At 41.2% G+C, this 13,612-nt stretch carries 11 protein-coding genes; 5 read left to right on the top strand and 6 right to left on the bottom strand.

Annotation, left to right across the window (positions count from 1 at the left end; all coding sequences use genetic code 11):
• Positions 1–26 precede the first annotated feature (26 nt).
• Entirely contained in the window at positions 27–710 is a 684-nt protein-coding gene (locus tag MMU05_RS20285; protein WP_241143531.1) for a fatty acid desaturase, read from the top strand.
• An 82-nt stretch (positions 711–792) separates the two neighbouring features.
• Positions 793–3,198 carry a TonB-dependent receptor gene (locus tag MMU05_RS20280; protein ID WP_241143490.1) on the top strand — a complete coding sequence of 802 codons (2,406 nt, stop codon included), beginning with the start codon at positions 793–795 and terminating at the stop codon, positions 3,196–3,198.
• Between the two features lie 80 nt (positions 3,199–3,278).
• On the opposite strand, the gene MMU05_RS20275 is transcribed toward MMU05_RS20280, so the two are convergent.
• The 6 genes from MMU05_RS20275 to panC all read right to left on the bottom strand — a co-directional run bounded on the left by MMU05_RS20275 (position 3,279) and on the right by panC (position 8,532).
• Positions 3,279–4,208: an AraC family transcriptional regulator gene (locus MMU05_RS20275; RefSeq protein ID WP_241143489.1), complete on the bottom strand. Its 930-nt coding sequence runs from the start codon at positions 4,206–4,208 to the stop codon at positions 3,279–3,281.
• Positions 4,209–4,347: 139 nt separating this feature from the next.
• Positions 4,348–5,487, bottom strand: coding sequence for an acyl-CoA dehydrogenase (locus MMU05_RS20270; protein WP_241143488.1), 1,140 nt, complete (start codon positions 5,485–5,487; stop codon positions 4,348–4,350).
• Positions 5,488–5,591: 104 nt separating this feature from the next.
• Entirely contained in the window at positions 5,592–6,278 is a 687-nt protein-coding gene (locus tag MMU05_RS20265) for a zinc metallopeptidase (RefSeq protein WP_241143487.1), read from the bottom strand.
• Positions 6,279–6,310: 32 nt separating this feature from the next.
• Positions 6,311–7,312 (bottom strand): lysylphosphatidylglycerol synthase transmembrane domain-containing protein, encoded by a 1,002-nt coding sequence (locus MMU05_RS20260; protein ID WP_241143486.1) that lies wholly within the window; start codon positions 7,310–7,312, stop codon positions 6,311–6,313.
• Between the two features lie 2 nt (positions 7,313–7,314).
• Positions 7,315–7,662, bottom strand: a complete 348-nt coding sequence (gene panD / locus MMU05_RS20255) for an aspartate 1-decarboxylase (protein ID WP_241143485.1) — start codon at positions 7,660–7,662, stop codon at positions 7,315–7,317.
• A 21-nt stretch (positions 7,663–7,683) separates the two neighbouring features.
• Complete coding sequence (gene panC, locus MMU05_RS20250) at positions 7,684–8,532, bottom strand: pantoate--beta-alanine ligase (protein ID WP_241143484.1); 849 nt, start codon at positions 8,530–8,532, stop codon at positions 7,684–7,686.
• Positions 8,533–8,656: 124 nt separating this feature from the next.
• Between panC and MMU05_RS20245 the strand changes: the two genes are divergently transcribed.
• The 3 genes from MMU05_RS20245 (at position 8,657) to glmS (ending at position 12,768) form a co-directional block, all read left to right on the top strand.
• Complete coding sequence (locus tag MMU05_RS20245; protein WP_113926273.1) at positions 8,657–9,466, top strand: glycogen/starch synthase; 810 nt, start codon at positions 8,657–8,659, stop codon at positions 9,464–9,466.
• Positions 9,450–10,805, top strand: coding sequence for a DUF4270 family protein (locus tag MMU05_RS20240; RefSeq protein WP_241143483.1), 1,356 nt, complete (start codon positions 9,450–9,452; stop codon positions 10,803–10,805). Before MMU05_RS20245 ends, MMU05_RS20240 begins: the two co-directional genes overlap by 17 nt.
• Before the next feature lie 121 nt (positions 10,806–10,926).
• Positions 10,927–12,768, top strand: a complete 1,842-nt coding sequence (glmS, locus tag MMU05_RS20235) for a glutamine--fructose-6-phosphate transaminase (isomerizing) (protein ID WP_241143482.1) — start codon at positions 10,927–10,929, stop codon at positions 12,766–12,768.
• Positions 12,769–13,612 lie beyond the last annotated feature (844 nt).

Raw genomic sequence — 13,612 nt, 5'->3', positions numbered from 1 at the left:
CTTACAATATTAAATCCTCAAGCTCGATAGGAAAAACCGGTGTCTTCATCGGCTTGACTGTAATTTTATTATGGTTCACGTCTCTGTCATTACTTTTGAGCTTTGACATTTCGTGGTCCAATCCCCTAGTCTATTTGGGTATTCTGATCCAGATGCATCTTTATACAGGTCTGTTTATCACTGCCCATGACGCCATGCACGGGATGGTGTCAGAAAATAAAAAACTGAACCATGCCATTGGTTGGTTTGCTGCCATCCTTTTTTCCTACAATTTTTACTGGAGACTCTTTCCAAAACACCATGAGCATCACCGGTTTGTAGCCACGGATAAAGACCCTGATTATCACCCTTCCGGCAAGTTTTTGATCTGGTACCTGAGTTTTATAAAACAATATGTATCAGTCTGGCAAATCCTCCTGATGGCTGCCACCTTCAATATCCTCAAGCTATTTTTGCCAACAGAAAATCTGGTGGTTTTCTGGATGTTGCCGGCGGTGCTTTCTACCCTACAGCTATTTTATTTTGGTACTTATCTTCCCCATATGGGAGAATCAGACAACAAACACCATTCAAAAAGCCAATCTAAAAATCACTTGTGGGCTTTCCTTTCCTGCTATTTTTTTGGTTACCACTATGAGCACCATGATTCTCCCGGTACACCTTGGTGGAGGCTTTGGAAAGTAAAAGAGGAATTGGAAAAAGGAATTTAACTCATCATTTTTCAATTTTTTAAAATTATTTGAACAATCCTGACTAAAAACAGATTAGTACTTTGAAAACTAATACCAGCATATGAGACTATTCTTTACAATTATCTTACTTTCATTTACACTTTCAGATTTATTTGCCCAAGGAGCCGAAGTCCGGGGCCGCGTTTTCAATCCTGTCAACAACGAGGGAATTCCTTTTGCCAACGTGATTGTTTTGGGAACTGACTTTGGGACAGTGACAGATGAAAACGGAAATTACGTATTGGCAAACCTTCCTGCAGGGCTTTACAATATCAGGGCGAGTTTTATTGGATATCGTGCCAAGACTTTCTTTGAAATTCAAGTGACCTTGGCAAGGGCAGTCAGGCTTGATTTTGACCTCCGGGAAGAGGCTTCAGAACTCACCGAAGTGACTGTTAATGCAGATTTCAGCAGGTCTGAAGAAACACCCATTTCCGTAAGGCGGCTCAACACCAATGAAATCGAGCGGTATCCGGGAGGAAACCGGGATATCAGCAGGGTAATCCAATCTCTGCCCGGTGTGGCGAGTACTGCAAGTTTTAGAAATGACATCATCATCAGGGGCGGAGCGCCAAATGAGAACAAATTCTTTATCGATGAAATCGAAGTACCCGTCATCAACCACTTCTCTACACAAGGTTCCTCAGGCGGTCCAGTCGGAATTCTCAACGTGAACCTGATCAAAAATGTCGATGTCATTACCGGTGGCTTCCCGGCAGACAGGATGAACTCGCTCAGTTCATTCTTTGAATTCCAGCTGAAAGAAGGAAGAAAAGACAAAATGTTTACCCAGATGACCTTGGGAGCTAGTGAACTGACACTTTCCAATGAAGGACCGATCGGGGAAAAAACAACATATATCCTCTCTGCCAGAAGATCTTATTTGCAGTTTCTCTTCAGACAGCTTCAGCTTCCATTCTTGCCCACTTTCAATGATTTTCAGTTAAAAACCACCACAAAACTCAATGCCAAAACCGAACTGACTTTTATCGGTGTGGGTGCTATTGACGACTTCGCTTTGAATTTTGATGTTCCGGAAGACGAAACAGAGGAAGAAAGGGAACAAAGGCTCTACACCTTAGAAAACCTCCCCGTATCTACCCAATGGAATTACGCCACAGGTTTGAAATTGAAAAGATTTCGGGAAAATGGATTCTGGACTTTCATATTGAGCAGGAATATGCTCAACAACAGGTCCTTCAAATATGCACAAAATGATAACAGCAACCCTGATAACCTATTGTTCGATTACACTTCCCAAGAAAGTGAAAACAAGTTCCGTGCGGAGAATTCGATTTTTGCCAAAGGCTTTAACCTGAAGTATGGGGTAAATTACGAATACGCCAGGTATTTCATCAGCGAAATTGACAGAAGTACCTTGGCCACCGAAGGCGAGGTCATCACTGCGAAAGCAGAGGCTTTTTTCAACAGCTACGGAGGTTTTGTTTCGGCGAGCAAATATTTCAACAATGAGCGCCTTTTGGTGACCGCAGGTCTGAGAATGGATGGAAGCACCTTTGGTAAAACTGCCCAGAACCCGCTCAACCAGCTAAGTCCACGGGCCTCAGTGTCTTACCAGATTAAGCCCCAGCTGTTTTGGACTGCCAATGTCGGTCTTTATTATCAAAAGCCTCCATACACAGCCTTAGGCTACAGAAACAGCGAAGGAGAACTTGAAAACCAAATAAATGACATCAGATTTATCAGGTCAACGCATTTTATCACAGGGATTGAAAAAGTAATTCCTGAGAAAAGCAGACGGTTCAGTGTGGAAGGATTCTATAAATTATACGCCAATTATCCATCTTCCATCAGAAATGGCATTTCACTTGCCAATCTCGGGGCGGATTTCGGGGTCATCGGAAATGAACCGGTTATCTCCAATTCCGATGGTCGGGCTTACGGTCTTGAGTTCTTGGCCCAACAACGATTTTTCAATAATTTCTATGGAATCGCTGCGGTCACTTTGGTCAGAAGTGAGTTTACCAATCCCAACACAGAAGGATTTGTACCCTCTGCATGGGACAACAGGGTTATTGTCAGCTTGACAGCAGGAAGAAGATTCAAGAAAAACTGGGAAATCGGTGCCAGATGGAGGTATTTGGGTGGATTGCCATTTACCCCGGTTGACGTAGAAACTTCTTCTCTGAGAGAAGTATGGGACTTGACCGGACGTGCAGTATTGGATTTCAATCAGATTAACAGTCAGAGACTTTCTGCTTTCAACCAATTTGATTTCAGGGTCGACAAGCGGTATTTCTTTAATAAATGGAACCTCAACTGGTATTTTGATGTGCAGAATGCATTCAATTTCCAAGCGGAACAACCTCCGGTTTTGATTCCGGTAAGGAATTCTGACGGAAGCATAAAAATTGATCCTAATGACCCTAGCAGATATCAGATGAGATTTATTGACAATCCTGCGGGCACTATCCTTCCGACCATCGGGATTATTGTTGAATTCTAACAATCCAACTTAAGTAATAAATGAAAAAACCGTCCCCCAACTAGGCAGGAGACGTTTTTTTTTGGTCAAATTGATTGGGTTTATTGTACGTTGATTAAGGATTCTCGTCTTCTCATTTTTCCGGCAGGCAAACCATACATCATCTTAAATCTTCTACAGAAGTAGGCTGTGTCTTTGTAGCCTACATCTTTGCCGATATCGCGGATACTTTTCTTGGATGTTCTGAGTAACTCCACTGCCGCCTCCATTCTTTGGTATTCGATATAATCCTGTGGATTGATTCCGGTCAGCATTTTGAAATATTGGCCCACATAATCCTCGGATACATTGGCAACTTTGGCCAAAACCTTATTGGATAAGTCTCCACCAATATTTTTCTTGATATAATTGAACAAATCAATCAGCCTAGGATCTTTAAAATAAGTGCTGTTGGTAGAAAGTTCTTCGACAAACAACCTGTTCTTAAGGACGTGGCGGACAATTTCAATCACCAAAAGCTCTGTATATAGCTTGATTACCCTTTCTTTTCCCGGGGTGTTTTGCTCAGATTCTTTGATGATATCCTCCACAATGGTCGCTATCCGGTCATTGAACCTGATTACGAATGGGGGAATTCCCAAAGAGTGGAAAAAGTTGACGACATCAAAGACTTTGGCTTCAAAATTCAGGATGGTGACACAATCCTCCTCTACACTTTTTATCTCCTTGAATGAGATTGTCTGAAGGTATTTCCTTTTGTTGTCTAAAAAGCCTTCAATATTGGTTTCGGTTTTTTTGCCCTGTTGACCAAACGAAATATTGGTTCTTCTTCCCGCAGGTATAAAAAGAATTTCTCCTTCGTTTACCAATTCCATTTCATCAGAAAACTTGAGTGACCCTTGGTGAAGCAATAAAACGGTATTTTCAGTATCACTGTAATCCAATACTGTCACGGGTTTTTCAATTTTAAAATTGTTTCCCTTCAGAAACCTAACCCCGACAGATTCGATTACCTTATTGTAATATTCCATGAAAGCAGTTATTATAGGTTGTGGCGTAAAACTATCACAATTTTCTAAAAGCAAGGTGATTATTCAATATTTTTTTGATATAAAATAAAAAAAGGCATAAAAAATAGATTTTATGCCCTTTTTACCAAATAAAAATTGATTATCTTATTATACTTCTTGATATGACTATTTTTTGAATTTCGCTGGTTCCTTCATAAATCTGTGTAATTTTTGCATCACGCATCAAACGCTCCACATGGTACTCTTTGACATAACCATAGCCACCGTGAACCTGAACTGCTTCAATGGTGACATTCATCGCCACCTCAGAAGCATAAAGTTTTGCCATCGCACTTGCAAAGGCATAATCCTTTCCTTCATCCTTCAGCCAAGCCGCTTTTAGGACAAGAAGCCTTGCCGCTTCAATCTGGGTAGCCATATCCGCCAATTTGAATTGGATGGCTTGGTGCTGATTGATAGGCTTTCCGAAAGCTTTCCGCTCCTTGGAGTAAGCAAGTGCCAATTCATAGGCTCCTGAAGCTATACCCAATGCTTGGGCTGCGATTCCGATTCTTCCGCCGTTGAGTGTTTCCATGGCGAACGTAAATCCAAAACCCTCCTCTCCAATCCGATTGGCAACAGGAACTTTTACATCAGAAAACATCAAGGAATGGGTGTCAGAGCCTCGAATGCCCAATTTATCTTCTTTTTTGCCAATTACAAATCCTTCCTGACCTTTTTCTACAATAAATACAGAAATCCCTTTATGACCTTTCGAAGCATCTGTCTGAGCAATGACGAGGTAGACAGACGCAGAACTGCCATTAGTAATCCAGTTTTTGGTACCATTGAGGATATAGTGATCACCTGCCAATTCAGCAGAAGTCTTTTGGGAAGTAGCATCCGAACCGGCTTCTGGTTCTGACAGACAAAAAGCACCGATGATTTCCCCGGCTGCCAATCTTTTTAGATATTTCTCTTTTTGGGCTTCAGAACCATATTTTTCCAAACCCCAACAAACCAGGGAATTGTTGACGGACATACAGACCGAGGCTGAGGCATCGATCTTGGAAATCTCTTCCATCGCCAACACATACGAGATGGTGTCCATTCCTCCCCCGTTGTATTTGGGGTCTACCATCATGCCCATGAATCCAAGTTCACCCATTTTTTTGACCTGCTCTTTGGGAAACCTACCTTCTGTGTCTCTGTCAATTACACCTGCCAATAATTCGGAATGGGCAAACTCCCTTGCGGCATCTCGGACGGCTACATGCTCTTCTGTATATTCAAAATTCATAAGAATATTTGGGTTAATAATTTCGGTCGGAAGATATAAGAAAAAAAAATAAGGGGCAATTTCTTGCCCCTTAAAGTAAACTCATTTGGTTGATTTAAGTTTCCTTAATCTCTGTTGCCAAAGAAAATGAAAATGTAATAGGCCAAAGTTGCTAAAGCTGCAAGCGCTGCCACCACGTAAGTCATGGCTGCCCATTTCAAAGCATCTTTGGACATTTCGAATTCGGAAGGTGTGACAATATTCCTTTCTTTGACCCAAGCCAAAGCCCTGTTACTTGCATCAAATTCCACAGGTAGTGTGACCAATGTGAAAAGTGTCATCACGCCATAAGATCCTACTACAATGTACCCGATGATTTCATAAGGAAGTCCCATAAAGGCTCCTCCCAATAAGGATGCGATCAATACAATATTCAATATTTTGCTACTGATGTTTTGAACAGGCACCATCGCGGAACGGAGATTGAGCCAAGCATAAGAACGCGCATGCTGCACAGCGTGTCCACATTCGTGGGCGGACACAGCAGCAGCTGCTGCATTTCTGCCATAGAATACATCCGGGCTGAGGTTGACCGTTTTGTTCATAGGGTTATAGTGGTCAGTGAGCTGACCTTCCACAGACACGACCTTGACATCGTGGATATTATTATCTGCCAACATCAATTCGGCAATTTCCTTTCCCGAAAGATTTGCCATCAAAGGAGTCTGTGAATACTTTTTGAACTTGCTTTTCAGCTTTGAGCTGACTACAAATCCAAGCACTGCGAAGACAACGACAATTAGAATAATCATAGTTTTTATTTTTTGCTTAAGTGTTTACGAAATTAAGAAGATTTGGATACTTTTTTCCCAGTTATTTTAAAGACAATTCCCAATGAAACAAGCCCGAAGACGACAATCGTCAAAACCTGACTGCTATGGACGATCACCGCGAATATTTTTCCATCTGATTCACTCAGACCATAAGCTATCAAAATGAAGGCCACCAATGCGTGAAAGGTCCCTATACCCCCCTGAACCGGTGCAACCATGCCAATACTTCCCATTACCATCACCATCAGCAGTGAGCTCAGTGACAAGTTGGCAGTAGAAGGAATGGCCCATGCAACCAAAACCAAGGTAATATAATAAATCATCCAGATAGCAAATGAGCTTCCCCAAAACCCCGATTGGTTTCGGACCTGCCTGATGCTGATGATGCCTTTGACCAAATCTCGGGTAAAGTGCCTTAATTTTCTAAAAATATTACTTTCTCTGTATTTCAGAAAAGCAAAATAAAAGAAAATGGCCATAACCAATAAGCCTCCGATTAGAAGAGGAAGGTATTGGGTTACTTTTTCTACCAAAGTTTCTACAGAAACCAGTTCCGAAAAAAGCTCCAGAAACAGGTTTCTTTCAATGACAAATGCCAGGAAGATGGTGAAAACGAGAAATAGAAGGTCAACAGTTCTTTCCAGAATTACCGTCCCAAATAATTTGCCCATTTGTAAGCCATCGGTTTTTGCCAAAACCCCACAGCGGGCCAATTCTCCTGCTCTCGGCACAAGCATATTGGTCATATAACCAATCATAAGTGCCCAAAAACTCCTTGAAGTGGGAGTTTTATAGGATTGATCAGCATCTATAAGCAGGGCCCACCGCCAGGCCCTAAGCCAAAACCCAAGAAGGGAAACCAAAACAGAAATCCCTATCAAAAGGAAAGAGGTTTCTGAAACAGCCTTCAAGAGACTATCAAGACTGATGTCTTTGTATAAAAACCAAAAAATCCAGACAGCGACTATCAACGATAATGCCACCTGAATCCATTGTTTGAGGTTTAACTTCACCTTTAAATCAGTTTGTTGTGGTCATCAGGGAATACGATGACCGGTTTGTGTTTTTTAGCTTCCTCAAAATCCATAGAAGCATAGGAAATGATGATGACGATATCGCCTACCTGCGCTTTTCTAGCAGCCGGACCATTGAGACATACCATGCCGCTTCCCCGTTCTCCTTTGATGACATAGGTTTCCAGCCGCTCCCCGTTGTTGATGTTGACGATAGCGACTTTTTCATTTTCAATCATATTGGCGGCGTCCAAGATATCCTCATCTATGGTAATGCTTCCGACATAATGTAATTCTGCTTGGGTAATCTTTACCCTGTGGATTTTTGATTTTAAAACCTGAATGTGCATGTGGGGAAATTTTGCGCGAATTTAATCAAATATGGAAATGTTGTCGATCAACCTGACATCGCCGAAGTAAGCCGCAGTACAGATTGACACATTTTTCTCTTCGCCGATATCCTCTAATACGTAAAAGGAATCAGAAGTTACCAATTCGAAATATTCCAATTTCGCTTTTGGCTCAGATTCAAACATCTGGTTGATCTTTTTCCGGATGCTTAACCACGGGCTACCCCCCAAAAGTTCTGATTTTGCAAAAAATAATGTTTTCGAAATTATTCGGGCTGCTTGTCTCGACTCAGAATTCAGTCTCAGGTTCCGTGAGGACAAGGCTACACCATCTTCTTCTCTCACGGTCGGAACGACATTGATTTTGACATCGAATGAAAGGTCATGGACCAGCCTTTTGATGATCGCCACCTGCTGCAAATCCTTCTGTCCGAAGTAGGCTTGGTGGGGTTTAACAATATTTAACAGTTTGGAAACAACTATCCCCACGCCATTAAAATGACCCGGCCGAAAGGAACCTTCCAATATTTTATCCAAATGTCCAAAATCTATGGAGAGCATAGGCTTTGAGGGATATATCTCCATGGTATCTGGCAGAAAAAGGTAATCTACCCCGGATTTATCCAACAGTTCCAAGTCTTTATCCAAAGTTTTTGGATATTTTTCAAAGTCCTCTTGGTTGTTGAATTGGGTGGGATTAATGAAAATAGACACTACCACGATGTCAGAATATTGTTTTGCGATTTTGACTAATTCCAAATGACCTTGGTGTAAAGCACCCATGGTGGGCACCAAACCAATGGTTTTATTGCTGTTACGGAGAATATGAAGGTTATTGTTTACCTCTTCTTTGGTCCCAAGGATATACACTATTGTTGTACTTTGCGAATGTAAAATAGAGGCAAAACTATGTTATTCCTTAGAAATACAATGGCTTTACCGCTTTTTTTTGTATATTTGTGCGTTTATTATCACTCATCTAAACACAACAAGTATGTCCAAACTCCGTATTCTCTACGTTGCAAGTGAAATCAATCCGTTTTTACAGACTTCTGAGGTGGCAAATTTCGTTAGGGCATTGCCCCAGGCGATGCAGGAAATGGGGATGGAAATCCGTATTCTTGTGCCAAGATTTGGGCTCATCAATGAAAGGAAGAACAGGTTGCATGAAGTAGTGAGGCTGTCAGGGATCAACATTGCCGTAGGAGAAGAAGAGAAACCTTTGATTATCAAGGTTGCCTCCATACCGAATGCCAAGCTTCAGGTTTATTTCATCGACAATGAAGACTACTTCCAGAGAAAAAGCGTGTTTCATGACAAGCATGAAAAATTCTATGAAGACAATGACGAAAGGGCAATTTTCTTTTGTAAAGGCGTCATAGAAACAGTGAAAAAGTTAGGTTGGGCTCCCGATGTGGTACATTGCAATGATTGGATGACAAGTCTGATCCCCATGTACCTCAAAACTACCTACAAAAACGAGCCTCTCTTTAAGGACACAAAATCGGTTTTTGCTATTTACAATACCGGATTTACCCATAAATTTGGCGACGATTTGTTTGAGAAGGTAAAAATGGTGGATATCGATGATGCCATTCTTGCGCCACTCAAATCCAAAGATTACGAAGGCTTCCTAAAAATAGGAATGGAATACGCCGACGTAGTCATCAAAAGTGAAGACATATCCGAAAACCTCAGCAAACTCATCGAGGAGTGCTCTAAAGAAAAACAGTGTGAGATTAACAACGAAGAAGAGAAACTTTTTGAAAGTTATTACAACATCTATAATGACTTGGCCGGCTAAGCTGTCCGCTGGATTATTCATTGTTCTTACCATTGCAACTTCCTGTGAAGATCCTTCCAATATAGGTTTGGAACTGGATCCGGAAAACAATCAGATAGGGGTATTCTACCAAGAAATATCCCTGTCTGCTTCTGTAGTGCTACAAGATTCCCTAAGCACTATCAATACCGGTGTCATAATATATGGAAATGAAGAAAGTGATTTCTTTGGAAAAACAGAAAGCATCGGATACACCCGGCTTTTCTTCAACAGGGACATCGCCAGACCCAAAGAAAATGCAGTCCTTGATTCGGTCAGGTTTCTGATTAGCATGCGGGAGGTCTTAACGGCAGACACCATCAATCCCAAAACTATCAATGTCCACCTACTCACAGAGCAGATCCAGGACGTAGATTATTTTAATTTCAGCAGCGTAGCCTATGAACCTACTCCTTCCTTCAGCGCCACATTTAATTTTACCAATAGACAGGACACCATTGTATCTACCAAAATCAATAATGCACTTACCCAGGAAATATTCTCTGAGTTAAAAGACGGCAGGTATTTTCAGGATATCTTTTCGTTTCGTGAGTTTTTGCCCGGCCTTGCTTTCAAAGCCGAAGAGGGTGAAAATGTTGGATTTACAACTTTTATAGGAAACAATACAGGATTTATCTTTTATTTCAAAAACGAAGGAGACACAGTCTCCCGAGCTTATCCAATTGCGACAGGGATCAATTTCAATTTGGCAAGACATTTCAGCCAAGTCATCAACGATCCTACCGGAACCCCGATTGAAGTCGTTACAGAAAAGAATAAAGCATATGAATTACCTGATTTTGTAGGATCAAAAGCAACGATGGGGCTTCAAGTTAAACTTGACTTTAGTCCCCTTGATACTTTCTTGGATACATTATCGAATGTAAATTTTAATCAAGTAATGCTTGAGATGGGGCCGCTGATTGATTTCAGCATAATCGAATCTCCGTTGACATTAATTCCTTATTTTACAAATGAAACAAACCGTTTGCTTTTTAGAAAAGACGGTTTCCCTCTTATTGTACAGCCTGATGGAAGTGTTCAAGTAGACGCCGAAACCGGGGAGCCTGCATTCACATTTAACGCTGCGCATCTTACATTGACGAGTAATCAAAAAACTTACACTCAATTTATCACCTCACACATCAATGCTATCTATAGAAATAAAATAAACCGCACTGATGTTTTGCTAGTTCCAGGATTTGTTAATAGACAAACCCAAAACATTTCTCAAGATTTTAGATCTAATTTAAAAGAATATGTTGTTGGACAAAACACCATCAAACTGAAAATCTTTTATTCAAGAAGCAGATCTCTGTAGACAAGGAATTTTAAAGAAGTCGGTACAATCCACGAGAAATTTTGTAGAAGTATATTTTTTCACCTAGAATTTGTACTTGTAATTCGAAAAAGTATAGATTTGGGCTTTTAAATTTTTATATATGTGTGGAATCGTAGCTTATGTGGGGCAACAAGAAGCCCTGCCAATCATCATCAAAGGACTTAAAAGACTGGAATACCGCGGCTATGATAGCGCCGGGGTAGCCCTTCTCAACAAAGACGGCCTGAGTATTTACAAAAAAAAGGGCAAGGTATCAGAATTGGAAAACCACCTTGGTTCTATCCAAAACCTGAATTCAAAAATCGGCATAGGTCATACACGTTGGGCCACCCACGGCGAACCCAATGATGTCAATGCCCATCCCCATTATTCCTCGAATGAAAAATTTGCAATGATCCATAATGGCATCATTGAAAATTATGATGTCTTGAAAACAGACCTGATCAACAAGGGGTACAAATTCCAAAGTGAAACAGATTCTGAGGTTTTTATCAAATTCATAGAAGACATCTATGCCAATAATTTTTGCAGCCTAGAGGAAGCTGTGAGATTGGCTTTGCACAAAGTAGTCGGTGCTTACGCCATTGTGATCATGAACATTGAAGAACCTGACACGCTGATTGCGGCAAGAAAGGGTTCCCCGCTTGTGATCGGTGTCGGAGAGAACGAATATTTTTTGGCTTCAGATGCTACTCCGATTATAGAATACACCAATCAGGTGGTCTATTTGGATGATTATGAAATCGCAGTCATCCGTGACAACAAGCTCCAGATCAAAACCATTGAGAACGTCGAGACCAACCCATATATCAATCAATTGGAAATGGAACTCGAAGCCATCGAAAAAGGCGGCTACGAGCATTTCATGTTGAAAGAAATCAACGAGCAGCCGAGGTCTATTGCCGATTGTATGCGGGGAAGGTTGGATGCCAAAAACGGCAGGTTGGTACTTGGTGGCCTGAGGGATTATATGAACAAATTCCAAAATGCCGATAGGATCATCATTACTGCCTGCGGAACTTCATGGCATGCGGGTTTGGTAGCCGAATACCTCTTTGAGGAATTTGCAAGAATCCCTGTGGAAGTAGAATACGCTTCCGAATTCAGATATAGAAATCCCGTCATATCAGAAAAAGACTTTGTCATCGCCATTTCCCAATCAGGTGAAACCGCCGATACTTTGGCTGCCATCGAGTTGGCCAAATCCAAAGGAGCGACCATCTTTGGAGTATGTAATGTCGTAGGATCTTCGATCCCGAGAGCAACCCATGCGGGTTCCTATACCCACGCAGGTCCTGAAATCGGAGTGGCCTCCACCAAAGCCTTCACGGCACAGATTTCTGTTTTGACCATGATGGCCTTGAAATTGGGATACCAAAGAGGCACTTTGTCTGAAACACGGTACATGCATTTGTTGAATGAATTGGCGACCATTCCATCCAAAGTCGAAAGGGCACTGAAACTTGATGCAAAGATCAAAGTCATCGCAGCCGAGTACAAAGATTCCCGCAACTTCCTGTATTTGGGAAGAGGTTATAACTTCCCGGTAGCTTTGGAGGGTGCTTTAAAACTGAAAGAAATTTCCTACATCCATGCTGAAGGTTATCCTGCGGCGGAGATGAAACATGGCCCTATTGCCTTGATAGATGCAGAAATGCCGGTAGTATTCATTGCCACCAAAGACAGTTCTTACGAAAAAGTAGTCAGCAACATTCAGGAAGTAAAAGCCCGAAAAGGCAAAATCATCGCAGTAGTAACCGAAGGCGATACGACTGTAAGAGGTCTCGCTGATCACGTGATTGAAATCCCTGATACCGAAGAAGCCTTTGTCCCTTTGATTGCAGTCGTTCCTTTGCAGCAACTTTCCTATCACATCGCAGTCATGAGAGGCTGTAATGTCGATCAGCCAAGGAATCTGGCGAAGTCGGTGACGGTGGAGTAAAGTGGTGAGAGGTAAGAGGAAATAGGTTAGTGGTGAGAGGTAAGAGGTTAAAGGTGAAAGGTGGGTTCAGATTATCTCTTTAGATTTTGGTAAAAAAAATAAATATAAATCATAACTGTCCTTAGGTAATTCTTAAGGGCAGTTTTGTTTTTGGTCACTACAATATCCCTATTTGAAGAATTACTTTTCGATGAAGATTTCAATTATTTCCAAAATTATTGGTAGATCAGTATTTATTGAACAACAAAGAAACAAAGAAAACAAAAGCCCGATATTTGTATCCTTTGTTTCTTTGTGGTTTATTCTTTTTTCACCGCAGTGTAAGGAATATTCAAACACCCGGCTTTGGGAAATTTTGAATGTTAATTCTCTTTGTTCCCTTTTGTTCCTTTGTGGTTTAATCTTTTACCTAGGATGCATCATATGCTTTTTTCTTTATTTCCTCTGCATACTTGCGTGAGGTATATTTTTTACCGCAAAGGGATGGAAGGTTTCGCAATGGGACGCAAAGGATTTTGAGCTTCCCTGTTTTTGGCGGAAAACCTAATTACTCTCTTCTCCTTGTTTCGGCCAAAAACCGGAATCGTATTTTTTGTCTTTATCCCCGAGTTGCGTTCCTTACTCGGGGTTATAATTATGTGATCCCTTCAGGATCATTTCTCCCGCCGATGATAGTGCCTCCCAAACCATTATTCATTCAGCAATTTTAATTCCCATACTTTTTTCCCTTTCCCTTTGTGTACTTGCGTGAGGTATATTTTTTACCGCAAAGATTCTGTGTTAAGAATCAAGATAAAATATAAAATTTTTATCTTTAACCATTAAATCAGCTTAAGCTAGATTC

Origin of the sequence: Cognataquiflexum rubidum, from assembly GCF_022538115.1 — a bacterium.
GTDB classification, from domain to species: Bacteria; Bacteroidota; Bacteroidia; order Cytophagales; family Cyclobacteriaceae; genus Cognataquiflexum; species Cognataquiflexum rubidum.
This window is presented reverse-complemented; position numbering and strand designations above follow the sequence as displayed.